The sequence below is a fragment of the Hoeflea sp. AS60 genome (assembly GCF_038900115.1).
Lineage (GTDB): Bacteria > Pseudomonadota > Alphaproteobacteria > Rhizobiales > Rhizobiaceae > Hoeflea.
Genome location: NZ_JBBMQP010000001.1, coordinates 1,310,955 through 1,335,132 on the forward strand (window position 1 = coordinate 1,310,955; position 24,178 = coordinate 1,335,132).

Annotated in this window: 28 protein-coding genes; 12 read left to right on the top strand and 16 right to left on the bottom strand. The window is 59.4% G+C overall.

Annotated elements, in window-relative coordinates:
- Positions 1–84: 84 nt before the first annotated feature.
- The 4 genes from WNZ14_RS06040 to WNZ14_RS06055 all read right to left on the bottom strand — a co-directional run bounded on the left by WNZ14_RS06040 (position 85) and on the right by WNZ14_RS06055 (position 3,657).
- The gene (locus tag WNZ14_RS06040; RefSeq protein ID WP_342867683.1) at positions 85–1,089 is read right to left on the bottom strand and encodes an MDR family oxidoreductase; all 1,005 of its coding nucleotides are present in this window, start codon (positions 1,087–1,089) and stop codon (positions 85–87) included.
- 77 nt (positions 1,090–1,166) lie between these two features.
- Complete coding sequence (gene lspA / locus WNZ14_RS06045) at positions 1,167–1,676, bottom strand: signal peptidase II (protein WP_342867684.1); 510 nt, start codon at positions 1,674–1,676, stop codon at positions 1,167–1,169.
- Entirely contained in the window at positions 1,673–2,539 is an 867-nt protein-coding gene (locus WNZ14_RS06050; RefSeq protein ID WP_342867685.1) for an RNA methyltransferase, read from the bottom strand. The genes lspA and WNZ14_RS06050 overlap by 4 nt, the downstream gene beginning before the upstream one ends.
- Entirely contained in the window at positions 2,536–3,657 is a 1,122-nt protein-coding gene (locus WNZ14_RS06055; protein ID WP_342868522.1) for a class I SAM-dependent methyltransferase, read from the bottom strand. The genes WNZ14_RS06050 and WNZ14_RS06055 overlap by 4 nt, the downstream gene beginning before the upstream one ends.
- Positions 3,658–3,908: 251 nt before the next feature.
- Here WNZ14_RS06055 and WNZ14_RS06060 point away from each other — a divergent pair, with 251 nt between their 5' ends.
- Positions 3,909–4,364 carry a carbon monoxide dehydrogenase subunit G gene (locus WNZ14_RS06060; protein WP_342867686.1) on the top strand — a complete coding sequence of 152 codons (456 nt, stop codon included), beginning with the start codon at positions 3,909–3,911 and terminating at the stop codon, positions 4,362–4,364.
- Positions 4,365–4,479: 115 nt separating this feature from the next.
- Here the strand turns inward: WNZ14_RS06060 and WNZ14_RS06065 are convergent, their stop codons facing one another.
- Entirely contained in the window at positions 4,480–5,019 is a 540-nt protein-coding gene (locus WNZ14_RS06065; protein WP_342867687.1) for a thermonuclease family protein, read from the bottom strand.
- A gap of 210 nt (positions 5,020–5,229) precedes the next feature.
- On the bottom strand, positions 5,230–5,640 hold the full coding sequence (locus tag WNZ14_RS06070) for a helix-turn-helix domain-containing protein (RefSeq protein WP_342867688.1): 411 nt from the start codon (positions 5,638–5,640) through the stop codon (positions 5,230–5,232).
- A gap of 195 nt (positions 5,641–5,835) precedes the next feature.
- Here WNZ14_RS06070 and WNZ14_RS06075 point away from each other — a divergent pair, with 195 nt between their 5' ends.
- The gene (locus tag WNZ14_RS06075) at positions 5,836–7,482 is read left to right on the top strand and encodes a hypothetical protein (RefSeq protein ID WP_342867689.1); all 1,647 of its coding nucleotides are present in this window, start codon (positions 5,836–5,838) and stop codon (positions 7,480–7,482) included.
- 46 nt (positions 7,483–7,528) lie between these two features.
- On the opposite strand, the gene WNZ14_RS06080 is transcribed toward WNZ14_RS06075, so the two are convergent.
- The 6 genes from WNZ14_RS06080 to sppA form a co-directional block, all read right to left on the bottom strand.
- Positions 7,529–8,644: a PHB depolymerase family esterase gene (locus WNZ14_RS06080; protein WP_342867690.1), complete on the bottom strand. Its 1,116-nt coding sequence runs from the start codon at positions 8,642–8,644 to the stop codon at positions 7,529–7,531.
- 29 nt (positions 8,645–8,673) lie between these two features.
- Positions 8,674–9,090: a CopG family transcriptional regulator gene (locus WNZ14_RS06085; protein ID WP_342867691.1), complete on the bottom strand. Its 417-nt coding sequence runs from the start codon at positions 9,088–9,090 to the stop codon at positions 8,674–8,676.
- Positions 9,091–9,288: 198 nt separating this feature from the next.
- Complete coding sequence (locus tag WNZ14_RS06090; protein WP_342867692.1) at positions 9,289–9,930, bottom strand: LysE family transporter; 642 nt, start codon at positions 9,928–9,930, stop codon at positions 9,289–9,291.
- Between the two features lie 124 nt (positions 9,931–10,054).
- Positions 10,055–10,405 (bottom strand): LapA family protein, encoded by a 351-nt coding sequence (locus WNZ14_RS06095; RefSeq protein WP_342867693.1) that lies wholly within the window; start codon positions 10,403–10,405, stop codon positions 10,055–10,057.
- Positions 10,406–10,563: 158 nt separating this feature from the next.
- Positions 10,564–10,854: an integration host factor subunit beta gene (locus WNZ14_RS06100; RefSeq protein ID WP_342867694.1), complete on the bottom strand. Its 291-nt coding sequence runs from the start codon at positions 10,852–10,854 to the stop codon at positions 10,564–10,566.
- 12 nt (positions 10,855–10,866) lie between these two features.
- Positions 10,867–11,769, bottom strand: coding sequence for a signal peptide peptidase SppA (gene sppA, locus WNZ14_RS06105; RefSeq protein ID WP_342868523.1), 903 nt, complete (start codon positions 11,767–11,769; stop codon positions 10,867–10,869).
- Positions 11,770–12,133: 364 nt separating this feature from the next.
- On the opposite strand from sppA, the gene lptC reads away from it, so the two are divergent.
- The 6 genes from lptC (at position 12,134) to ptsN (ending at position 17,373) form a co-directional block, all read left to right on the top strand.
- Entirely contained in the window at positions 12,134–12,814 is a 681-nt protein-coding gene (gene lptC / locus WNZ14_RS06110) for an LPS export ABC transporter periplasmic protein LptC (protein ID WP_342867695.1), read from the top strand.
- Position 12,815: 1 nt separating this feature from the next.
- Complete coding sequence (locus tag WNZ14_RS06115; RefSeq protein WP_342867696.1) at positions 12,816–13,370, top strand: LptA/OstA family protein; 555 nt, start codon at positions 12,816–12,818, stop codon at positions 13,368–13,370.
- Positions 13,371–13,390: 20 nt separating this feature from the next.
- Positions 13,391–14,173, top strand: coding sequence for an LPS export ABC transporter ATP-binding protein (gene lptB / locus WNZ14_RS06120; protein ID WP_342868524.1), 783 nt, complete (start codon positions 13,391–13,393; stop codon positions 14,171–14,173).
- Between the two features lie 238 nt (positions 14,174–14,411).
- The gene (gene rpoN / locus WNZ14_RS06125) at positions 14,412–15,965 is read left to right on the top strand and encodes an RNA polymerase factor sigma-54 (protein ID WP_342867697.1); all 1,554 of its coding nucleotides are present in this window, start codon (positions 14,412–14,414) and stop codon (positions 15,963–15,965) included.
- A gap of 246 nt (positions 15,966–16,211) precedes the next feature.
- Positions 16,212–16,784 carry a ribosome-associated translation inhibitor RaiA gene (gene raiA, locus WNZ14_RS06130; RefSeq protein ID WP_342867698.1) on the top strand — a complete coding sequence of 191 codons (573 nt, stop codon included), beginning with the start codon at positions 16,212–16,214 and terminating at the stop codon, positions 16,782–16,784.
- A gap of 124 nt (positions 16,785–16,908) precedes the next feature.
- Positions 16,909–17,373, top strand: coding sequence for a PTS IIA-like nitrogen regulatory protein PtsN (gene ptsN, locus WNZ14_RS06135; RefSeq protein WP_342867699.1), 465 nt, complete (start codon positions 16,909–16,911; stop codon positions 17,371–17,373).
- A 112-nt stretch (positions 17,374–17,485) separates the two neighbouring features.
- Here the strand turns inward: ptsN and WNZ14_RS06140 are convergent, their stop codons facing one another.
- Entirely contained in the window at positions 17,486–17,743 is a 258-nt protein-coding gene (locus WNZ14_RS06140; protein WP_339764685.1) for a DUF1150 family protein, read from the bottom strand.
- A 55-nt stretch (positions 17,744–17,798) separates the two neighbouring features.
- Entirely contained in the window at positions 17,799–18,230 is a 432-nt protein-coding gene (locus WNZ14_RS06145) for an Hsp20 family protein (protein ID WP_342867700.1), read from the bottom strand.
- A gap of 163 nt (positions 18,231–18,393) precedes the next feature.
- Between WNZ14_RS06145 and WNZ14_RS06150 the strand changes: the two genes are divergently transcribed.
- Positions 18,394–19,332: a nucleoside hydrolase gene (locus WNZ14_RS06150; RefSeq protein ID WP_342867701.1), complete on the top strand. Its 939-nt coding sequence runs from the start codon at positions 18,394–18,396 to the stop codon at positions 19,330–19,332.
- Between the two features lie 5 nt (positions 19,333–19,337).
- Here the strand turns inward: WNZ14_RS06150 and WNZ14_RS06155 are convergent, their stop codons facing one another.
- Together WNZ14_RS06155 and rmuC are read right to left on the bottom strand one after the other, a co-directional pair.
- Positions 19,338–20,237 carry a ribokinase gene (locus WNZ14_RS06155; RefSeq protein WP_342867702.1) on the bottom strand — a complete coding sequence of 300 codons (900 nt, stop codon included), beginning with the start codon at positions 20,235–20,237 and terminating at the stop codon, positions 19,338–19,340.
- Positions 20,238–20,337: 100 nt separating this feature from the next.
- Entirely contained in the window at positions 20,338–21,570 is a 1,233-nt protein-coding gene (rmuC, locus tag WNZ14_RS06160) for a DNA recombination protein RmuC (protein ID WP_342868525.1), read from the bottom strand.
- Positions 21,571–21,736: 166 nt separating this feature from the next.
- Here rmuC and def point away from each other — a divergent pair, with 166 nt between their 5' ends.
- The 3 genes from def (at position 21,737) to truA (ending at position 24,018) form a co-directional block, all read left to right on the top strand.
- Positions 21,737–22,255, top strand: coding sequence for a peptide deformylase (def, locus tag WNZ14_RS06165; RefSeq protein ID WP_342868526.1), 519 nt, complete (start codon positions 21,737–21,739; stop codon positions 22,253–22,255).
- Between the two features lie 66 nt (positions 22,256–22,321).
- Positions 22,322–23,260, top strand: coding sequence for a methionyl-tRNA formyltransferase (gene fmt, locus WNZ14_RS06170; RefSeq protein ID WP_342867703.1), 939 nt, complete (start codon positions 22,322–22,324; stop codon positions 23,258–23,260).
- A complete protein-coding gene (gene truA / locus WNZ14_RS06175) occupies positions 23,260–24,018 on the top strand; it encodes a tRNA pseudouridine(38-40) synthase TruA (protein ID WP_342867704.1) in 759 nt (252 codons plus the stop codon). Before fmt ends, truA begins: the two co-directional genes overlap by 1 nt.
- Positions 24,019–24,178: the final 160 nt, after the last annotated feature.

A 24,178-nucleotide genomic window follows, 5' to 3' on the forward strand; every position in this document is an offset into this window, starting at 1 on the left:
GTCGCAAGGGTTCTGTCATCATGGACCCGTGATACCACGGGCCCCATGAGCAAAGACTTCAGCGAAACCGTCAAATTTTAGCGATTACGCATTCGGCCGCTTCATGTCGACAACGACGCGACCGCGGATCTGGCCGTCCATGATCGAATGCGCTGCATCGATGATGCCGTCAAAGCCGATTTCAGTCGACAGCGCTTCGATCTTGTCGAGATCGAGATCCGTGACCAGGCGTGACCAGGCCTCCTGCCTCAGCGCCAGAGGCGCCATCACGGAATCGATGCCGAGCAGCGATACGCCGCGCAGGATGAATGGTGCCACCGATGTCGGCAGGTCCATGCCCTGCGCCAGGCCACAGGCCGTCACTGCACCACCATAGGAGGTCATTGACAGCACATTGGCGAGCGTATGGCTGCCTACGGCGTCAACGGCACCTGCCCAGCGTTCCTTGGCAAGTGGCTTGGCCGGACCCGAGAGCTCATCGCGGTGAATGACTTCAGAAGCGCCGAGGCTCTTGAGAAAATCGGCTTCCTCGGTGCGCCCGGTCGAGGCGATGACCTCGTAGCCGAGCTTGCCCAGAACCGCGATCGCCACGGTGCCGACGCCGCCATTAGCGCCGGTGACAACCACCGGGCCACGGCCAGGCGTGATGCCGTGGCGTTCGAGCGCCATCACTGACAGCATGGCGGTGTAGCCGGCAGTGCCGATCGCCATCGCCGAGCGGGCATTCATGCCTTCAGGCATCGGGATCAGCCAGTCGCCTTTCAGGCGGGCGTAAGCGGCATAGGCGCCCGTGTGCACCTCGCCAACGCCGAACCCGTTGAGGATCACCTTGTCGCCGGCCTTGAAGCGTTCGTTCTGAGAGCTCACCACCGTCCCGGCGCAGTCAATGCCCGGAACCATCGGCCAGCGCCGCACCACCGGACCCTTGCCGGTAACGGCGAGGCCATCCTTGTAGTTGACTGTGGTCCACTCGACTTCGACAACCACGTCGCCTTCCATCAGATCATCGAGGCCCAGTTCGGTCACATTGACCGACATCACCTTGTTTTCGTCGCGGGTGAGCAGAATGCCCTTGAAACGGTCTTGCATGGAAGCTCCTCTGGTATGTTGAGCCAGACTGGCCCGCCCGGACCTGAAGATCAAGGGCGGCGGGGTCCGGTTGATTTTCAGGTTCGTCTTTTGCGTTCGCTCAGGATCAAGATCAGTTCGTCGAGAACGATCAGTGCAGCACCAATGCTGATGAAGCTGTCGGCTAGGTTGAAGACAGCAAAGGACCAGCTTTCGGTGTGAAACAGGATGTAGTCGACGACGTGGCCATACACCGCGCGATCAATCAGGTTGCCGAGCGCCCCGCCGATGATCAGCGCATAGCCGAGATGCGCAATGCGGCGGTCAGAAGGCGTCCGCCACCAGAGATAGAGCACGAAAACAATCACCAGCGCGGTCAGAGCAAGCAGTCCGGAATCGGGCATGCCCTTGAGCAGCGAAAACGCGATCCCCTCGTTCCAGGTGCGATAGAGTGCAAACATCGGGATCACCGGCACCAGTTCATGAAACGGCAGCCGTGTCTCGACCAGCCATTTGATGATCTGGTCGAGCGCAACAGCGCCTCCGACAAGCAGGATCATTGGCACGATCCGGCTCAGTGCGGACTGTTTGCTGCGGGATTCTGTCATTCGCCGGGCTCGCCAAGCGCGAGCAGGTGCCGACGCGCCTCAAACAGCATGACGCCCGTGGCAATCGCAAGATTGAGCGAATCCGCCCGACCGGTCTGTGGAATGCGGGCAAGCTTGCCGCAGGCATTGGCCAGCGTATCCGGCAGGCCCTGCTGTTCATTGCCCATCAGCAAGACCACAGGCTGGCCCTTGTAGCCGATAGTGCGGTAATCGACGCTGCCCTTGAGGTGGCTGCCAACAACAAGTGCTGACGATTTTTTGGACCAGCTCAGGAATTCCGTCTCGCTTGCCCGGACCAGCGGAACGGCAAACATCGAGCCCATGGTGGCGCGCACGGTTTCCATCGAGAACGGGTCGACCGTTTCGCCGATCAGGATCACGCCCGATGCGCCGGCAGCGTCGGCGGTGCGGATGATGGTGCCGAGATTGCCCGGATCGCGAACCCTGTCGAGCGCGATCCAGGTTTCGTCCTTTGCCGGGGAGATTGAACCGAGCGGCGACAGTTTCTGATCGAAGACGGCAATCACGCCTTGCGGATTGTCGCGCCGGGTGATCGCGGTCAGCACCTTCTCGCTGACCTCCAGCACCAGCCCACCACGCGCCACCGTCAGCGCGGCGATTTTTTCGACCTGAGGCTTGCCCCGTTGCGTCTTTGCGTAGATCAGCGTGCGGATCGACCAGCCGAGATCAATCGCGTCGATGACCAGCTTCAGGCCCTCGGCAAGGAAGGTGCCGGTCTCGTCGCGGTGCTTCTTCATCGACAGCGCGCGGATGTCCTTGATGATCGGATTGGAGAGACTGGTGATATCCTTCACCTGTCCGACCCGAGCCGCCCCGCTTCGGGGGCTTTCTTGATCACTCATACGGGCAGCCACCTTGAATAAAGCGATGTCGACAGTGCCCGGCACTCTTCAGGTTCGGGCTTGCCGCTCTCGCGGATGATCAGTTCGCCCGATTCCACCCGGCCGCCGGCACCGCGCATGGTTTCGCGCATCAGCTCGTGCGTGGCGTAGAACGAGGCGCGGATCGAATAGGCGGTCAGCACCAGGCCGACCGGCTTGTCGCTCATCAACTCGCGGCAGATATCAAGCATCAGCGGCAGGTGCTCGAACAGATGCCAGACTTCGCCATTTGGTCCACGGCCGAATTTCGGCGGATCGGTGAGAATGATGTCGTAGCGGCTGCCGCGGCGCTCTTCCCGCGCGATGAACTTCATCGCATCTTCGCAGATCCAGCGGATCGGCCTGTCTTCAAGCCGCGCCAGCGCCTGGTTTTCCCGCGCCCATCCGATCGCCTTCTTGGAGGCGTCGACATGGGTGACTTCGGCTCCGGCCTTTGCCGCAACCAGCGAGGCAACGCCTGTATAGCCAAACAGGTTGAGCACCTTCAGCGGCCGTTTGGCTTCCGTGATGCGGTCCGCCATCCAGCGCCAGTGGGCAATCTGTTCGGGAAACACGCCGACATGGCGGAACGAGGTTAGTCGGCCGTGAAAATCGACATCCAGAAGTTTCATCGGCCAGGTTTCGCCGAGCGGAATACTTGGAAACGCCCAGCGGCCGATCCCGTCCTCGTCGGTGTCGCCGGTAAACACCGCGTCCGCCTTGTTCCATTCGGAATCCGTCAGTCCACGGCCCCACAGCGCCTGCGCTTCAGGCCGCACGATCCGCAGGCTGCCATATTGTTCCAGCTTTTCGCCCTGGCCGGCTTCGTTCAGGCCCATGTCGAGAAGCTGGTAGCCGTCTTCATTGCCGGTTTCCAAAATCAGCGGCGCGGTCTGCTTTGGCAGCGCGCCGCTGCGCTTGTTCAGCGGTCGGAGCGGCGCTTGCGGTTGCGCATCCGCACGCTTGTCGGAACTTTGCCTGTCCGCGGGCTTCCGGTCAGATCGCGAGCGCTTCTCCGGATGCGGTCTGGCCTGGTGTGCGGTCCCGTGGTCGGCGCCTCGGCCGGCATGCGCAGGCTTTGCCCCCGGCTTGCCACCCAGGGGCTTTCCGCCGGTTGGCCTGCCGCCTTTCGGCTTGGCATCGCCCGGCTGGGCGGGGCCGCCGCGTCGTGGCTTCTGGGTGCGCTTGTCCGCCAAAGTCCGAAATGTCCAGTTTGTGTCTGTGGTCAGGCCTTTGAGTGCAACATGACCTTCGTTTTCATGAGAGACTGCACATAGCAATCCGATATGGTCTTGGCAAAGCCGTTTTCGCTTTGCATAGATAGGGCAGCAATCAGGGAGGAACGTATCCGATGGAAATGAATGGCGAAGAACGCATTGCTGCCCCGCGTCAGCTCGTCTGGGAAGCGCTCAATGATCCCGATGTGCTGCGCGAATGTATTCCGGGCTGTGAAAGCCTGGAAAAGAGCTCCGACACCGAGATGTCAGCTACTGTGAAGGTCAAGATCGGACCGGTGTCAGCCAAGTTCTCAGGTGACGTGACGCTCGAAAACATCAACGCACCCGAGAGCTACACCATCTCCGGCGAAGGCAAGGGCGGCATCGCCGGCTTCGCCAAGGGCGGCGCGGATGTGAAGCTTGTCGAGGACGGTGCCGAAACCGTGCTCAGCTATGCGGTCAATGCTCAAGTCGGCGGCAAGATCGCCCAGCTCGGCTCCCGCCTGATCGATTCAAGCTCGAAAAAACTCGCCGGGCAGTTCTTCACCAAGTTCAACGAGGTTGTAAGCGCCAAGGCTGCCGGGGTGTGAGGGGAAGTGATGGCAAAGCGTCAGGCAGATAGCGTTGCTGGTTGGGTTCTCGTCGTTCCAGATACAGCGTTTTAAGTGGTTTGCATGTCTGATTGGCGCGCGGATTTCCGTTCCTTCAAGAGCTGGGAAAATTCATTCGACCTTGGTGTTTCGCTGTGACTCGCCAAAGTTTCTTTCGAATTCCCTCGGGCTCAAGGTGCCGGTACGCACCTCCCGAGAATTTCGCCCAGTCTAAAGCCAGCCCTTGTTTCACAAGAGCCGCCGAAAGGTCGGTGCCGTCTGGAAGGAAGCATTTGGCAACGACACGGTCGTAGCTCTCTCCCTCCAGCACCTCGGCGGTGATTACTTTACCTCTGCATAAGCCAATCATCGCAAATTTCGCACTCTTCCCCCAAGGTTGATCAAGCTCGGGAGCGTCAATTCCTGCTAAACGGATACGGGTTTCGCGGATTACAATAGTGTCGCCGTCAATGACGTAGCATTTGCCACTCAATGTTTTTACGCGGCAGAGATTGCTCTGCGTCTTCTCTACGCCAATAGACCAAGGGACACCGGATTGCGATTCGTATCTTGCTTTATCTTGTCTACGGTTGGAGTAGCCTGATTGCTTTCGAGGTGAGAACAAAGAGCGAAAAATTATTCTGAAAAGTCGCAATACTCGATATCCTGAAATCATAGATTGAAGTTAAAGATCCTGCGCGAATAGGGCAGGGGTTTACTATTCATATTTACTGAAAAAATACTTCACGACAACGCCAAAGCAGGTGGCCATACGGATTATGCGTTAACATTAAACGCGACCACCGCAGGGATGCGGGTCAAAAGACCGAAGAAACCTTGAAAAACCGAGTATGCGATCTTCCGCTCAGTGGTCCGCCTCGCACAGGCTGTGGTCCGCGAGCGTTTCGATCACGGCGCAGTCGGCGATTGTATCCGCATCACAGCCTGAAATCCGTTTCAGTTCACGTTCCAGCCCTCGGAGTTTTGCGATCCTTGCGCGGACATCACCAAGATGACGGGTGGCGATATTGTGGGCATTGTTGCACGGTTTCTCCGGATGCTGGCTCAGTTCCAGTAATCCCTTGATGTCTTCGATGGAAAAGCCCAGCTCGCGGGAATGGCGTATAAAGGAGAGGCGTTTCATTCCGTCTTTCGAGTATCTGCGTTGATTGCCTTCAGAGCGTTCGGGGGCATCAATCAAGCCCATCTGCTCATAGTAGCGAATGGTTGGAATTTTCACGCCGGTGCGTTTGGAAAGTTCCCCGATGGAAAACACAGTGATTATCTCCTGAACCTATAGCTTCTAGAGGGATTATATATGCTGTTGCCGGTTCGACAAGGAAAGTGAATTGCCGGGGCTTCCCTCTTGGGCGCTATTCTCACGGTGAGCGGTGGTGGAAGATTTCAAAGGCTTTTCGCCACGACGAATTCTGATCTATTGTCCGTCAGATCGGACAAGGAGAAATCAGCGATGGCTTACTATGATCTCGGCACCTACTCCCGAACGGTTTCCACCGCTTCCCCGGAAGCCCAGCAATGGTTCGACCGCGGACTGGTCTGGACCTACGGATACAACCACGAAGAAGCCATTGCCTGTTTTCGAAAAGCCCTGGTCGCAGACCCGAAATGTGCGATGGCGCATTGGGGCATCGCCTATTGCATAGGCCCCAATTACAACAAGCCGTGGGTGGCTTTCGAGGCTGACGAAAAACCGGATTGCATCGAAACAGCCCGAGCCTCGATCAATGCAGCGAAAGCTCTTCTGGGTGAGCTCACGCCAGTGGAGCAGGCGCTGGTCGAGGCGCTGCCTGCGCGTTATCCGGCCACGTCGGAGATCGAGGACTTCAGTCCCTGGAATGATGCTTTTGCCGATGCGATGCGCAAGGTGTATGCCGAATTTGGCAATGATCTGGACGTTTGCGCCCTGTTTGCGGAATCGATCATGAACCGCACGCCGTGGCAGTTGTGGGACTTGCCGAGCGGCAAACCGGCCGAGGGGGCGGCTACTCTTGAAGCCATTTCAGTGCTGGAAAAGGCGTTCCAGTCGCATCCCGAAGCCTGGCAGCATGCCGGTCTCCTGCACATGTACATACACCTGATGGAAATGTCGCCGCATCCGGAGAAGGCGCTCCGCCACGGCGACGCCCTCAGCACGCTTGTGCCCGACGCCGGACACCTGCTCCACATGCCGACCCACATCGACGTGCTGTGCGGTGACTACATCAATGTGATTCTGCGCAATGAAACGGCGATCGCGGCTGACCGCAAGTTCCTGCAACGCGAAGGCGCGGACAACTTCTACTCGGTCTATCGCTGCCACAATTATCATTTCAAGATTTACGGCGCCATGTTCCTGGGTCAGCCGTCTGTGGCGCTGGAGGCCGCCGACGCGCTGATTGCCACCTTGCCATCAGATATCCTGAGGCCCATGGCCGACTGGTTCGAAGGCTTCATTCCGATGAAGCAGCATGTGCTGATCCGGTTCGGGCGCTGGCGCGACATTCTGGATCAGGAGCTGCCGAAAGACGAAGACCTCTATTGCGTCACTCTTGCCATGATGCGCTACGCCAGGACCGTCGCCCTTGCAAATCTGCACCGCCTCGAAGACGCTGAGGCAGAGAGAGACAAGTTCTTTGGTGCCGTGGCAAAGGTTCCCGACAGCCGCATGCTGTTCAACAACACCTGCAGAGATATTCTCAAGGTGGCGGAACAGATGATGCTGGGCGAGTTGGCCTATCACAGCGGCAACAACGACGCGGCCTTTGAGCACCTTCGCCAATCGGTCGTGGTTGATGACACCATGCCCTACGACGAACCCTGGGGCTGGATGCAGCCGACACGCCATGCGCTTGGTGCGCTGCTCCTGGAGCAGGGCCAGATCGGGGAAGCCGAAGCGGTCTATCGCGCCGATCTGGGACTGGACGCAACCTTGAGCCGGGCCTGCCAGCATCCGGGAAATGTCTGGAGCCTGCATGGCCTGCACGAATGCCTTGTCCGGCGCGGTGAAACCACCGAGGCAAGACATATCAAGCTGCAGCTCGACAAGGCCGCAGCGCGCGCCGAAGTGCCAATCAAGGCGTCATGCTACTGCCGCCAGCAGCGGATGGCTGCAGAGTAAAGCATCGACCTGGGAGCCGCCGCGGGCATCACTCACCGGCCACGCCTCAAGTGGCAGGCTCGGGCGCGTCGAAGAAGAAGCGGATCATTTCATGGCTGGCATCCGGGCCGCGTGGATCGGTGAAGGTCCCTTCCGCACGACCACCCGACCATGCGTGTCCAAGGCCGTCGACAATCCAGTGCTCCAGCTTGGCGAACCCGTTCACCGTTGTGGTGATCCTGCGGGCGAATGATCGTCCACCCGCCGACCCTTGTTCAACGGTTTCAATTGTTGGCTCCGCGCAGCGTGAAACACTGTGCTCGGCAATCTGCTCGCCATTGGCGGGGTGGACGGTCGAATCGGTCGATCCGTGGAAAATGATGGTTCTCAAAGAGGTGTTCGGGCCCGAAGGCACCGCATCGGCGAGGTTGCGCCCGGCCATGGCGGAAAAGGCGGAAGACACGTCATTGGCCGCGCCGAACGGAAGGCCGGAATGCACGCCGATGGCGGAAAACACGTCCGGATAGGTTTCGCCGAGAATGACAGCCATCGCTGCGCCGGCGGAAAGTCCCGCCACAAACACACGGTCGCTGGGGACGCCAAACTCGCGCATGACCTGCGATGTCATCCCCGCAAGGATCGCAGGTTCGCCCCGGTCGCGCTGCTGGTCTCCCCGGCTGAACCAGTTCCAGCACGACTGCGCATTGCTGCCGCGCGATTGCTGCGGATAGATCACCACGAATCCATGCCGTTCGGCCTGTGCATTCATATCCGTACCCAGGGCGAAATCCTCGGCCGTCTGGGTGCAGCCGTGCAGCATGAGAACAATTCCGGTTACACCGCTCTCGGCAGAGGATGGCACGTAAGTGCGAAAACTGCGGCTGCCTGCGGCGCAGTCATAGTGCTCTTGCCTGAATTCGGCTGCTCCGGTTTTCGCGCTGCCGGCTTTCACGGCACCAGTCTTCACGCCTGCAGTCTTTGCGTGGCTGCCAAGGTTCGCCTGCAATCCGGCAAGCATGTTCAGCGCTTGCGGCATCGCCGCAGTCAGGCCGGAAGCCTGTCCACCGACGGCGTCTGGCAAAAGCCCATGTTGGGCGAGTGTGCGCCGGACCAGGTCATTGGCGGAGGAAAGGCGCGCGGCATCGAGAGCCGGGCGCAGTGCGCCGGTGTTAAATTTCTTCAAGATCATCGTCCTTGTGATGTGGGTGTGGCTTACCTGATGCGGTCAGCAAGAGCTTTTTTGACTTCCCGGCTCGCTTGCAGAGCCCCCAGCACCGTGATGGAGCCAATTGTTTCAAGTGCGAGTTCAGGCGTGACGTCAGGGTCGATCCGGGCGAGCCCGACGACTTTGACATGCAGCATTTCGCCAGCACTGCGCAGCGCCTCAAGGTCAGCGCGGGTGTAATCCCGCAAGCCAAGCTCCATTGTGTGCCGTTCGATCGATTTGGTGACCGCATCCCCGTGGATGTCCAGCTGATTGCGGATGGCGGTGCGAATGAAGTCGCTGCGATTAGAGTAAAACCCCTCCTGCACCAGAAGATCGATGCGACCCAGGTCCACATAGCCGAGATTGATCGTGATCTTCTCGTTGTCTGGCACCTTGTCGCGCAGGCGATGTATATTGTTCACGGTAATTCTCCATCTGTATGGATGGTATATGGATGATATTTGGCGGAACGCAAGTGGGGAAATGAAAATGGCACGTTTCAGCCAGCGCTTTGCCAGGCAAAGCGTGGCCAATTTTGGTGTTTCATTTTGAAGAGATGTGGCGGCCTGGCTGGCCGGGTTCAGGGCAACGCCGGCTCGCTAAAGCCGGTGCCGATGCTGTCATCTATCCAGAACGAGCTTCCCGCCAAAGAAAATGAGCGCAGAGCCGATTGTCCGTTCGATCCAGTTTGAAAACCGCTTGTATGCAGCCTGTGCAGCGGATCTCGAAAGCAGGGAAACGACTATATTGTACCAGCCAAGTTCCAGAGCCGCGCCGCCCAGCAGAACAGTCAGTCGTGTTGCCATGCTGGCATCGAATGGAACGGCTACCGCATAGAGACTGACAAAGAAGGCGATGCCTTTTGGATTGGACAGATTGACCAGAATACCAAGCTTGAGACCGCCTAGAAATTCTCTGTCCCCTTCAACAGAATGACCGTTCGAACTGGTCTCCGGTTGCTTGCTGAAGGAGGAAACCCAGGCCTGCAGCCCGAGATAGATCAGATAAGCACCGCCTCCAATCTGGACCGCACGTGCGAGCCAGCCGATTTCGCTCAACAAGGCTGATAGCCCGGCCATGGCGAGGATTGCGTAAAATGTCGCTGCACTCGCCAGACCCAGAATAGCCCCAGTCGATTTTCGCTTTCGACCTTGCAGCGCCAGCCGCGATACCAGTGCAAAGTTCGGACCCGGACTCATGACAATCGCCGCATAGATGCTCAGCGTGTAAACGACGACGGAATAATCAAAACCTGATGTCACACTATCTCCTCAAGCGCATGAAGGGCCTCAGCAAAGGCCGCTTCCGCTTTACAGAACTCGGCTGGTTACCGGGTTGTCGATGCCAGGTTGTTGCGCCTTGTCTCAGTATCGCGCAGCCAGACCCTCAGGCAGCGTTGCGCTTGTCCGGCGCGGGCAGGGCGGCGGCGATCTGCTGCGCCTTGGCCTTTTCGCGGTCGGCTTCGGCGTGCCATTTGACCGCTTCATTGGTCTTGGCGCGCACCTGCTTCCGGTGCTTGCCCTGTTTGAACCACGTCGCAACCGATCCGATGATCATACCGACGATGAGCGCTGCGAACAGAAACACGAAGAAGGGCAGGGTTAGCGACAACACCGTGTCCGCCGGATCAAACGGATTGAGCGCCAGCGTGACAGCAGTGCGGTTGGCAACCGACAGCATGATGAGAATGATGCCCAGGGGCACGAAAATTGCCAGTGCGATAATGCGCTTGATCATGTCTCGATCCAGTCTTTCCAGAGCCCGGGGGTGCGGAAACTTGCCCGGTACTTGTCGTCGTTGATGCAATTCGTCACGGCAAAAATGACAGCTGCGCCATCCCTGAAGCCGCCCGGTTGTTTCGCATCAGATAGGGCGGCACACCGGTTGGTGCAAGCTCACTCCACGTCGTCAGGGTTGAGCCGCTCGCGCAGCTCCTTGCCCGTCTTGAAGAACGGCACCCATTTTTCCTCGACGAACACCGGATCCCCGGTACGCGGATTGCGACCGGAGCGCGGCGGACGGTTTTTTACTGAAAATGCGCCGAACCCGCGCAATTCGACGCGATTGCCTTGCGACAGCGCGTCTGTGATCTCATCCAGCACCGCATTGACGATGTTCTCTACATCCCGGTGATAGAGGTGCGGGTTTCGCGCCGCAACCGCTTGAACCAACTCCGATTTGATCATTTTTCCTCGCCCCTACTCTAAACCGTCCGATTGCCCGCCAACCTGCCAAACAGACACTAGGCCGTCAAGGAACAACTTGCCGCCCGACAACCTGTCAATTTCACTGGACAGCGACACTGGCATGCCGAGGAACTGCTGCATCAGGCTTGCCATGCGTGCGCCGAAGAACATGTCGGAGGACTTGTCATTGGGTTTCCAGTCAACGAAGTCCAGCGCGTCATCGATCTCGCGGCTTTTCAGGTAGGCGCGAATTTCCGCCTCGCCGCCAACCGCGTCGATCAGGCCGTTCTTGAGCGCCTGGCGTCCGGTGAAGATCGAGCCGTCAGCCAGCGCGAGCACATCGGCGCGTTCCATTTTGCGGCCCGCCACGACAAGATCGACAAACCAGTCATAGCTGTCGAGCACCATCGAGCGGATCATTGTCTTGGCTTCGTCGCTGGTCTCATGGAAGGGTGAGGGCTCCGCCTTCATCGGCGAGGATTTGATTTCCTCGAGCCGAACGCCGATCTTGTCGAGCAGTTCGCCGGCTTGCGCATACTGGAAAAGCACGCCGATCGAGCCGACGATCGAACTTTCGCCCGCGACGATATGATCGGTCGATACTGCAATCATGTAACCCGCCGAGGCTGCGAGCGTGTGAATGTCGGCGACCACCGGTTTCGATTTGGCGGCCTCAACCAGCGCCTTGTGCACGCGCTCGCCGCCATAGGTGGTGCCGCCTGGCGATGAGATCGACACCACAAGCGCCTTGGCTGACTCGCTCTCGGCGGCATCCTTGATCAGGTCGAGCAACGGCTGGTCATCGGTGATCACGCCGCTGATGTCGATGCGGGCGATATGGTCGCTGTTTCGGCTTGAACCTTGAAAGCGCATGAACAGTCCGGCCACCAGTGCAATGGCGACGACCACCGTCATGACACGCCAGAAACTGAGCTTGCGCCGGATGCGGCGGCGATCGGCAAGAATTTCCGGGTCGGTCACGCGGTGTCCTCCAATTGTGGGTTGGGTCACGAATATATTGCGGATTGGCCGCTCTGACAGCTGTGTTGGCACTGTTTTGTCCAGATCCAACTGCACAGTGCCAGATCAGCTTTGCATGTGCCCAAATCTGCTTTGCTTTTGCCATTGTCAGCGAGGCATGGCAATCTGCGCCAACTGCTTCGTATTATCACCATATTGGCATGCGAAGTCGACCGCAACAGACACTTGGCCCAACAGCCAGGCCATGCTGGTTTCGGGCCCGATCTGGCGCTGACAGCCATCAAGACTGCAGGAACGAATGACCACATCGACAGTATCAGAAATTCCGGTTGGCGGCAGTTATGCCGGGCGGTCGCACGCCGAGTACCAGCGCGCACGCACGCACTCACGGCTGGTCAGGGTTCTCAAGATCCTGCTGCCGCTATCGGCTGCATTTGTTGTCGTGGCGTTCATTGTCGTTTCCTGGCTCGACAGCCTTGTGCCCGAAGGTGTCGGGATTGAATCCGTGGTGATCCGGGACGGCAAACTTGTCATGCAGAACCCGGTGATGAGCGGCGAGGGCCCTGGTGCGCGCCCCTACACGATGCGCGCTGCCCGGGCGATTCAGGATCTGACCTCTCCCGAGGTCATCATGCTTGAGAACATCCAGGCTGACCTGCCTGTTTCCAATGGCGACCAGGCCGTGCTCAATGCAACAAGCGGCACCTACAACCGGACCGCTCAGACCGTTGTGTTCGACAAACCCTTTACCGTGACCAGTGAGAAAGGCATGTCGGCCGAAATGCAGTCTGCCAGCGTCAATCTGGCTACTGGCAGCCTGACCTCGGACCAGCCGGTTTCGATCAGTTCCGGCGACGCCTCGGTAGTTGCGCAATCCGTACAGATGACGGATAAGGGCCGCGTCATCATCTTTCAGGACAAGGTCCGCATGACGATCAACCCCTCGGCGCTGAAGTCGAAGGATGGAGCGACGAACTGACATGACAAAATCGAGTTTGCATTTCATCAGGTTTGCAGCGGTCATCATCGCGTCGGGACTGCTCGCCTCCGTTTCAGGAGCCTGGGCTCAGGAAACCGAGAGCCGGATGTCCGGTCTTGCCTTGTCCAACGACGAGCCGATCCAGATTGAAAGCGACCTGCTCAAGATCAACGAGGAAACCAGCCAGGCCACCTTCACAGGTAACGTCAAGGTGGTGCAGGGCGACACCGTGCTGCAGGCAGGAGAGATGATCGTCAATTACACCAAGGGCGGCGGCTCTGTGTCCTCGGGATCTGCTGATATCAGCGAGATCGAACTCTACAAGAAGGTGCTGATCCGGTCGGGCACCCAGACCGCCACCGCCGACACCGGAAACTTCAACATGGCTGAAGAGTTACTCGTGCTCTCCGGTGAAAAAGTGGTGCTGACGGATGCGGACAATGTGTTTATCGGCTGCAAGCTCACAGTTCAGATGAAAAACGGCCAGGCCAAGCTCGACAGCTGCGGTCGTCGCGTCATGATCCAGCTTGACCCCAAATCGCGACCCAAGCAGTGATCCGGGCTCTCTTTTCATCACTGGGTGACAACAATGGTGACGGCGATGTCGCGCAGGCACCAGAGGGTGCGGCGCGCTATGACGGAACCCTGATCGCGCGCAATCTGACCAAATCCTACAAGTCACGACGGGTGGTGGACGGCGTCTCGCTTGGTGTTCGCCGCGGCGAGGCCGTCGGCCTTCTCGGGCCGAACGGCGCCGGAAAGACCACCTGCTTCTACATGATCACCGGCCTGGTGCCGGTCGATGCCGGATCGATCGAGATCGACGGGCATGATGTTTCCAGCCTGCCGATGTACCGCCGAGCTCGCCTCGGCGTTGGCTACCTTCCGCAGGAGGCCTCGATTTTCCGCGGGCTGAGCGTCGAAGCCAATATTCGAGCTGTTCTCGAAGTCGTGGAAAAGGATCGCGCCAAGCGCGAGGAAAAGCTCGACAGCCTGCTTGAGGAATTCCACATCTCGCATCTGCGCAAGTCTCCTTCCATCGCCCTGTCCGGCGGAGAGCGGCGCAGGCTGGAAATTGCCCGCGCGCTTGCGTCTGACCCGACCTTCATGCTGCTGGATGAGCCCTTTGCCGGTGTGGACCCGATCGCGGTTTCCGACATTCAGGACCTTGTTCGCCACCTCACTCGCCGTGGCATCGGTGTTCTGATCACCGATCACAATGTGCGCGAGACCCTGGGCCTGATTGACCGCGCCTATATCATGAATGCCGGCGTCCTGCTGACCCATGGCCGGCCGGATGATATCGTTGCCAATCCCGACGTGCGCCGGCTTTACCTCGGTGAGCAGTTCTCGCTATAATCTCCTGCGGGAGGGGTGTATGTGCAGACTTGCCTGCTCAAAGGGCAAGCGAGGGCAGGATGGAGGCATTTTTACCCTGTCCATAGGTCGCACTTGACCCGAAGAGATAAAAAAGCAATTTTCGGGCCAGATGGGTTGATCGGGTGGCGATGTAGTCGTCCCGGATCCGGACAGCACTGAAGCGGGATACCCCGTATTTCATGCTCAAGGCGGCCCAAGCGGGGAGTAGTGCGTCGCCATGGCCTTATCAGCCGGTCTACAATTGCGTCAAAGCCAGTCACTGGTCATGACGCCACAACTGATGCAGTCGATCCGTCTTCTGCAATTCAGTCATATCGAGTTGACCCGGTTCATCGAGCAGGAGGTGGAACGCAATCCGCTGCTTGAATTGGTCAACGCGGAGAGCGAACAGGCTGATGCCGGTTCTGAAGCTTCCGTGGAGACACAAGCGGCGCAACCAGCGGTCAGCGACCCGGGAGAAGACTCTGTCTGGAGCGGATCGGCTGACAATCAGGCCGAGCGCATGACATCCGAGATCGATTCTCGCTATGAAAATGTGTTTCCCGACGACCACGGCACCGAGCGCGTGGATCAACCCGAATTCATCGACAACTGGAAGTCCATGCCGGGCAGCGAGGGTGGCCATTCCGGCGAGGGCTACGATCTCGACGATTTTGCTGCCCGTGCGCCGACCCTTCGTGATCATGTGGCCGAACAGATCGCATTCGCCTTTTCCGAACCCGCCGAGCGGTTGATCGCCACCGAGCTTGCCGACCAGCTCGACGCAGCGGGCTATATTGTTGGCCCTCTGGCTGAAACCATCGAACGGCTTGGCGCCGATCCGGACCAGGTCGATGCAGTGCTCCACCGGCTGCAGGAATTCGAGCCTGCGGGTCTGTTCGCGAGGTCGCTGTCGGAATGCTTGGCCCTGCAGTTGGCGCGCAAGGACCGGCTTGATCCGGCGATGGCGGCGCTGGTCGACAATCTTGAGTTGCTTGCCCGGCGCGATTTCGGCGCGCTGACACGCCTTTGCGGCGTCGATGAAGAAGATCTGCTCGATATGATGGGGGAAATCCGCGCTCTGGATCCAAAGCCCGGAACGCGGTTTGAAACCGGTTCGAGCGAGATGATCGTCCCTGATGTCTCCGTCCGACCTTCATCTGATGGCGGATGGAATGTCGAACTCAATCCGGAAACCTTGCCCAGGGTGCTGGTCAATCAGACCTACTTTACCACCGTGACCGGCAAGATGCCGAAAAATGGCGCCGGGCAGGAATTTCTCAGCGAATGTCTGCAGACGGCCAACTGGTTGGCCCGCTCTCTCGACCAGCGGGCACGGACAATCATGAAGGTGTCGAGCGAAATCGTCCGCCAGCAGGACGCATTTCTGTTGCACGGTGTTGATCATTTGCGACCGCTCAACCTCAAGGCCGTGGCCGAGGCCATCGGCATGCATGAATCCACCGTCAGCCGGGTGACCTCGAACAAATACATGATCACGCCGCGCGGCGTCTTCGAGTTGAAGTACTTTTTCACGGTATCCATTGCGTCAGCACAAGCCGGCGGCGACGCGCATTCAGCCGAATCGGTGCGTCACCGCATTCGTGTTCTGGTCGACCAGGAGGCCCCCGAGGCAGTGCTTTCCGATGATGACCTCGTCGATTTGCTCAAGAAATCGGGGGTCGAGATTGCACGCCGGACGGTCGCCAAATACCGAGAAGCCATGGCCATCCCGTCCTCGGTTCAGCGGCGGCGCGAAAAACGTGCCCGGGCTCGAGCGGCGGCAGTCTGATCAGCCTCGAACAATCGGTTGAAATTGTTCTTTATTTAAGCAAAAGGCGGCTAAACTTGACAGGTTGGGTTCATCGGCGTAGAAGCCGCTCCGCATTGGGTGCCGCAAATCGGCGACCTTCTCTAGCCCGTTTCTGTCAAGTGAAAAATTGCTTGGACCGGGTCAATTGACCACAGCCGGACGCTTGGATGAGCGCGGCGCTTGGCTTAGACTAAATCCCCAAGTCATAACAAGAAGGGATGACCCATGAGCGTGCGAGTGTCGGGTAAGCATATGGAAATCGGCGAGTCTTTCATGACCCGCATTGAGGACCATGTTACAGGTGCGGTTCGGAAATATTACGATGGCGGCTTTTCAAGCCATGTAATCGTGGAGAAGTCTGGATCGCGTTTTACAGCTGACTGCAAGATCCACCTGGACACAGGTGTGGTGCTGCACGCAACCGGAGAAGCCCAGGAGCCGCAGCCTGCTTTCGATGCAGCCGCAGAACGTGTCGAGAAGCGCCTGCGCCGCTACAAGCGCCGCCTCAAGGATCACCACGCCAATAGCCAGCAGGTTCAGGCCGAGCTGGCTTACGCTGTGGTGGATTCAGTCGGCGACGATGCGGCTGAAGTGGCTGACGATTATGCCCCGGCGATTATCGCCGAGAGCACCAAGCAGCTGGTTACCATGAGCGTGGCAAACGCGGTGATGGCGCTTGATATGACGGACGAGCGGATCCTGATGTTCCGCAATGCGGGCAATGATGCCCTCAATGTTGTCTATCGCCGTGATGATGGAAACATTGGCTGGATTGATGCCGGCGGGAACAAGTCCTGACGGCGTTGGCTGATATGAAATAGGGCTGCAGGCCAATTACGGCCAGGGCTGGATATGGCCTGCAGCCTTTCACATGACGCGAACAATGAGGTCCGGAACGCGGATCCAGAACAAGGAATGTAACATGGCGCTTGCTGATCTGATTGGGCAGAACTCTGTTCTGCCTGCGCTCAAGGCAAACTCCAAGAAGCAGTTGTTGCAGGAACTGGCGGCCAAGGCCTCGGAAGTCACCGGACTTGCCGAGCGCGAAGTGTTTGACGTCATCCTGCAGCGTGAACGGCTCGGCTCAACCGGTGTTGGCAATGGCATTGCCATTCCGCATGGCAAGCTGCCGTCGCTGGACAAGATTGTTGGCGTTTTTGCGCGCCTGGATCAGCCTGTCGATTTTGAAGCTTTGGACGATCAGCCGGTCGACCTGGTGTTCCTGCTGCTGGCGCCTGAAGGCGCAGGCGCCGATCACCTCAAGGCGCTGTCGCGGATCGCCCGTGTCATGCGCGACAGCGAGATGGTCGCCAAACTGCGCGCCACCGACAATGCGGCCTCGCTGTATGCATTCCTCACCGAAGAGCCCGAATCCAACGCAGCCTGAAACCGGCGAGTGGGTTGGAGCAAACGGTCTGCCAGGTCATCAAAAAGGCCCGTAACCGGCTTGCCGGTCGCGGGCCTTGTTCATTCGTTCGCCGAGCTTGCGTTGCCGTGGCCTAATGCAGGGCTACGGTCTTGAGTTCGTCTTCGGCAGCGCGGTAGAATGTGCTGGAGCGGTTGTCGGTCAGCAGGATCGGCGTGCCGTCGGCGCCAAACAACGCCCAGAGCTCAAGACCGGGATCAAGAACAGGCGCTTCGGGAAAGCGTGCGCTTACATCTTCAGACCGCATCTTGCGGATATAGCCGACCTTTCCTGCTCCAAGCAGGGCCAGGTCATTGGCGGAGAGTTGGGTTTTTCCCGATTTGGCAATCATGTCGATTTCCTCCTGAAGGTGGCAGGAAACATCCTGTTGGCTCGAACTGTAATCTTCAGTCTCGAACGGAAATGTTAATTTTTCGCACCATGCGCTCGGGTTCCGGGCGATTTAGATCGACGGACAGCAATCCGTTCTTCAATTCGGCACCGATAACCTCCATCCCGTCTGCAAGGACGAACATGCGCTGGAACTGTCTGGCGGCGATGCCGCGGTGCAGATACTCGCGTCCGTCATTGTCAGATTGGCGTCCGCGGATCACCAGCTGGTTTTCTTCCGTCGTGACCTCAAGATCTTCATCACAGAAGCCGGCAACTGCCAGCGTGATCCGTAGCCGTTCGGAATTGCGTCCATCGGCGGATGCCCGGATACGTTCGATATTGTATGGGGGGTAGCCTTCGGACCCCTTGGCGATCCGCTCCAGGGTCTTTTCCATTGTATCAAAGCCCAGCAACAGCGGGCTCGAGAAAGGCGTCATGCGCGACATGGCTTGTCCTCGGTTTCAAGCGACAGGCGCCGGACCCTGAAATCGGCATCCGGCATGGGCGTAATATGGGAACTTGATTGCGGCTCCGCAAGAACCTTGCTCCATCACCGCTGCCACTCTTAATGTCGCCTCGACCGAATCGCATTTTTTCAAAGGACGAGCCATGACGCCGCGCAAGATCATCATCGACACGGACCCCGGCCAGGACGACGCCGCCGCAATCATGCTGGCCTTGGCCAGCCCGGAGCTGGAAGTGCTGGGCGTGGCCGCGGTCGCGGGCAACGTGCCGCTTCCTCTGACCGAGCGAAACGCCCGCATCGTCACCGAAATCTGTGGCCGCGGGGACATCGCGGTCTATGCGGGCGCAGAAAAGCCGATTGCGCGGAAGCTGGTCACGGCCGAGCACGTGCACGGCAAGACCGGTCTCGACGGCGTCGATCTGTTTGAGCCCGCGCGGCCGCTGGAAAAGATGCACGCTGTGGATTTCATCATCGAGACGTTGCGCAAGGAACCTGCCGGCACCGTCACACTGTGTCCTCTCGGGCCGTTGACAAATATCGCCACGGTGATCGAGCGTGCGCCTGATGTCGTTGCGCGGATCAACGAGATCGTGCTGATGGGCGGCGGTTTCTTCGAAGGCGGCAACATCACGCCGTCTGCCGAATTCAACATCTTCGTCGACCCCGAAGCGGCAAAAATCGTGTTTGGGGCAGGGGTGCCGATCACCATGATGCCGCTGGATGTCACCCACAAGGTGCTGACCACCAAGGTGCGGGTCGAGCGTCTGCGCGCCAACGGCAACCGGCCATCGGTGGTGATGGCCGACATGCTGGAGTTTTACGAACGTTTTGACGAAGAGAAATACGGCACCGATGGTGGCCCGTTGCACGACCCCACGGTGATCGCCTGGTTGCTCGACCCAGGCATGTTCGGTGGCCGCAAGTGCAATGTCGAAATCGAAACCGGCTCGGAACTTACCCTCGGCGCCACGGTGGTTGACTGGTGGAAGGTCACAGGCCGCCCAGAGAACGTCTATGTTGTCAGGGATGTGGACGCTGACCGCTTCTTCGATCTGTTCATCGAGCGCGTCGGTCGTCTGTGATCCTGTCAGAGATGGGCATCAACTTCGGCTGACATTGGAATGGAGGGTTGGGCGCCGGGCTTGAGACAGGCCAGCGCGCCTGCCACCGCTGCGCGGTGGACGGCTTTTGCAAAATCCATTCCGGCGTCGAGGCCCTGGGCCAGATAGCCGCAGAAGGTGTCACCGGCACCGACGGTGTCGACTGGCGTGATGCTGAGGGAGTGGACGTGCTCGGTCTTGCCGTCCCTTGCCCATAGAACCCCGTCGCCGCCAAACGTGACAATCAGGCACTGACCGGATTTGCCGTGCAAGGCATCGAGCTCCGCTCTCGCAGCCTCAAGTGTTGCCGTCGGACGGCCCGACAGTCGGGCAAATTCGGTCTCGTTGGCGATCACGATGTCTGCGAGCGGTGCCAGCCGCTCGACAGCGTCTGTCAGGGGCGCGATATTGAGAACGCTTCGGATGCCTTTTGCCCGTGCCGCCTTCAGTGCAGCCTCGATTGCTGCGTCCGGGATCTCCATCTGCAGCACCAGCGTGTCGCCTTCAGACATGGCTGCAATTGCCTGTTCGGCGTCGCTTTGCGACACGTGTGCGTTGGCCGCGGGAATGACGGCGATCATGTTCTCGCCGTCGCCGCCCACCAGAATCAGCGCGGTGCCGGTCGGCCCCTCAATGTGACGCACGAGGCCAAGATTTGCGCCGGCTTCATCCAGCAGTGACAGTGCCTCGCCCGCAAAGGCGTCATTGCCGACAGCACCGCACATCTTGACGTCGGCGCCAGCGCGTTGTGCCGCCAGGGCCTGGTTGGCGCCCTTGCCACCCTGCGCAGTGGCGAAATCCGTGCCCGTCACGGTTTCACCAGGTTCCGGCAGTCGGGGGGTGGTGGCGATCAGGTCCATGTTGACTGATCCGATAACGGTAATCATGGCGGTCTCCCTTGGCTTCCCATTCGCCATGTGGCGGCCGGGCTACGATCGCAATCGCATCAGCAGCTTTCTGTCAGCTTATCGGAGCGGAGAAAAGGGGTCAGTCGTCTTCGTCGACAACTCTGAGCTTCAGTGTGGAGGAACGGGGTTCGAACTTGGGCGCCGAATCGGGGATCGCGGGCCGGTCCGGCGTCTGCGCCTTGGGCGCGACCGGCTTGGCTTCATCCGCTACCTGGGCAAATTCCAGCGCCTCGATCTTGGCGCCGCGCTTGGTCAGCTTGTCCGATGAGGTCAGGATCAGGTCGACATCCTTTTGGGCCATTGAAAAATGCGCCTGCAGTTTCCGTGTCCGGTCATCCAGCCGCGAGACGTCTTCCATCAGCCTGAGCACTTCGCCCTGGATCAGATGCGCCTGCTCGCGCATCCGCGCATCCTTGAGCAGCGCCTGGATAACCTGGATTGAAAGCATCAGCAGCGATGGCGAAACGATGACCACCCGAGATTTTTGTGCCTTGTGCACGATCACCTCGAATTTCTCGTGGATCTCGGCGAAGATCGATTCCGACGGCACGAACAGAAACGCCGTGTCCTGGGTTTCGCCCGCAATCAGATATTTGTCGGAAATGTCGCGGATATGGACTTCGATATCGCGCCGAAACCGCTGCTGCGCATGTTGGGCAGCCTGCTCGCCGGTGCCTTCGGCTTCCGCTTCGCGCATGGCGTTCCAGGCTTCCAGAGGGAACTTGGCGTCGATGACCAGATCCGGCGCGCCGTTGGGCATGGTGATCGTGCAATCGGGCCGCATGCCGTTCGACAAGGTTGGCTGAAAGCTGAACGCGCCAAACGGTAGCCCGTCCTGGATGATCGTTTCCATGCGCGATTGTCCGAAGGCACCGCGGGTCTGCTTGTTCGAAAGGATCGCCTGCAGCCCGACCACGTCACGTGCGAGTGACTGGATGTTGTTCTGTGCGGTATCAATCACCGCCAGCCGCTCCTGCAGTTTTGACAGGTTCTCGTGGGTCGATTTGGTCTGCTCGGTGATCGACGACCCCAACCGCTGGGTCATGCCGTCGATGCGCTGTCCGATGGATTGATTGAGTTCTGCCTGCCGTGCGCCGAACAGTTCAGTCATCGCGCCCATGCGGCCCTGCATTTCGGATTGCGCCTTGAGGATCTCGGCAAGCCGCGCCTCGGCCTGGGCCGCACGCGTAGCGGCATCAGCTTCTGCTGCAGCCCGTCTGCGGCTGGCCCGCGCCAGAGTAAGGCTGAGCCAGATGACAATCAGCGCCAGCGCCGCAAGCGCGGCAAACAGGCTCTCACCCAACGTGACCATGTGGCCATTGAGCTCAAGAAGCGGGATCGAAAACAGCGCGGAACCGGTTTGCATGGTCATGAACTAGCTGATTCTCCTAGTTATGTCAGATCAAAACGGGAACATCCTGCACGAGCTTCGTGCAGGAATGATTGACGCCGCGCTGATCAACGATTATTTCACGGCCATGAGCATCAAGCCGATCATCTATTTGCCCGACCCGATCCTTCGCCAGCAAAGCGCGGCGGTGGAGCGTGTCGATTCTGAAATGAAGAGCTTTATCGATGATATGCTCGAAACCATGTATGACGCGCCGGGCATTGGCCTGGCGGCGATCCAGATCGGTGTGCCGCGCCGCCTGTTGGTGATTGACATCGCCGGCAAGGACGAGGACCCCAATCCGCAGGTCTTCATCAACCCGGAGCTGGTGGCGTCCGGTGATGACACCAGCATATATGAAGAGGGCTGCCTCTCTATCCCGGATTACTATGCCGAAGTCGAGCGGCCTGCGACCATCACCATCAAGCATCTTGACCGGGACGGCAAGGAACTGGTGACCGAGGCCGACGGCCTGCTCGCCACGTGCCTTCAACACGAGATGGACCACCTCAACGGCGTCCTTTTCATCGACCATATTTCCAAGCTCAAACGTGACATGGTGGTGCGCAAGTTCACCAAGCTCGCCAAATCACGCGTGACCGCCTGAGGCCAGGCTTTAAATTTGCCCATTGGCGGTCCTTCGCCTGCCGCGAATGTGTATCGAGGAACCGCTATGCGTATCATATTCATGGGAACGCCGGATTACGCGGTGCCGACGCTTCAGGCGCTGCATGCGGCCGGTCATGAGCTTGTAGCGGTCTATTCCCAGCCGCCGCGTCCGGCAGGCCGCCGCGGTCTCGAAGTGCTGCCGTCACCGGTTCACCGCACGGCCGAGCAATTGGGGATCCCGGTATTTACGCCCAAAAGCCTGAAGAGCCAAGAAGAGCAGGCGGCTTTCCGGGCGCTTGAGGCAGACGCGGCGGTCGTTGTCGCCTACGGCCTGATCCTGCCCAAGGCCATTCTTGTCGCCCCCCGTCTTGGCGCATGGAACGGCCACGCCTCGTTGCTGCCGCGCTGGCGTGGTGCGGCGCCGATCCAGCGCGCCATCATGGAAGGTGATGCCGAGACCGGCGTCATGATCATGCAAATGGATGTGGGCCTCGACACAGGCGCGGTGGCGCTGAGCGGTACTGTGGAGATATCCCGTGACATGACCACGGGCGCGCTGCACGACATTCTGGCTGCGAAGACTGCGCAACTGATGGTCGAGGCAATGGCTACGCTGGAGCAGGGCGACCTGCCGGTCACGCCGCAACCAGCTGACGGCGTCACCTATGCAGCCAAGATCAGCAAAGGCGAAACCCGGGTCGACTTCAGCCAGACAGCAGAGCAGGTGCACAACCATGTGCGCGGGCTGGCGCCATCGCCAGGCGCCTGGTTCGAGCTGGAGACTGCAGGCCGCGCCGAGCGCATCAAGCTGCTTGCCACACAAGTGGTCGAGGCCGTTACCGAAGCCTCAGCGCCGGGAACCGCGCTTGATGGCGACCTGACGATTGCCTGCGGTGAGGGCGCCATCCGGCTCTTGACCTTGCAGAAGGCAGGCGGCAAGCCGCTTGCCGCGCAGGACTTTCTGCGTGGAACGCAAGTCCCGGCAGGCACGGTGATCGGCTGATGCCACGCTACCGGCTGGATATCGAATATGACGGCACCGGCTATGCCGGATGGCAGCGCCAGGATAATCATCCCTCGATCCAGCAAGCGATAGAAACCGCGATTCTGGGGTTTTCCGGTGAGACCGTCAGCATTCGCGGCGCCGGACGAACCGATGCCGGCGTTCACGCCCTTGGTCAGGTGGCCCATGCCGACTTTGAGAAGACCTGGCCGGCCGACACCGTGCGCGATGCGATCAACGCACATCTGCAGATGGCCCGTGAGCGGGTGGTCATCCTCGCCGCCCGTCAGGTCGATGATGCGTTTGATGCCCGCTTCTCCGCGTTGAAGCGGCACTACGTCTACCGCATCATCTGCCGCCGCGCATGTCTGGTGCTTGAGAGAAACCGGGCCCTTTGGTCAGCCAAGCCGCTTGATGTTGCCGCCATGCATGCCGCCGCGCAACGGCTTGTCGGACGGCATGACTTTACCACCTTCCGTTCGATGCAGTGCCAGGCCAATTCGCCAGTGCGCAGTCTCGACCGTCTGGATGTGGTCAAGGGCGATGCGGAGGGTCTCATCGAGATCCACGCATCCGCGCGCAGTTTCCTGCATAATCAGATTCGCTCCTTCACCGGAACGCTGCGGCTGGTGGGCGAGGGCAAGTGGTCGGCCGATGATGTCGAAGCAGCCCTTCTCGCCCGCTCCCGCAGGGCCTGCGGACCGGTGGCCGCGCCCGAGGGATTGTATTTCCGCGCCGTCGAGTATCCCGACACCTGATCATCAACGACGTTGGTTGACAATGATGGTCCCCCATGTTGCCGTTAGTGTCCGTGATCAGTTTTCAACAGGGTCCGAATTGCGATCTCCACTAGGCTGACTATTCGACAATGACCGATAATCAGTAGTAAGTGCCGAATATTGCAGGTCCGATTGCGCT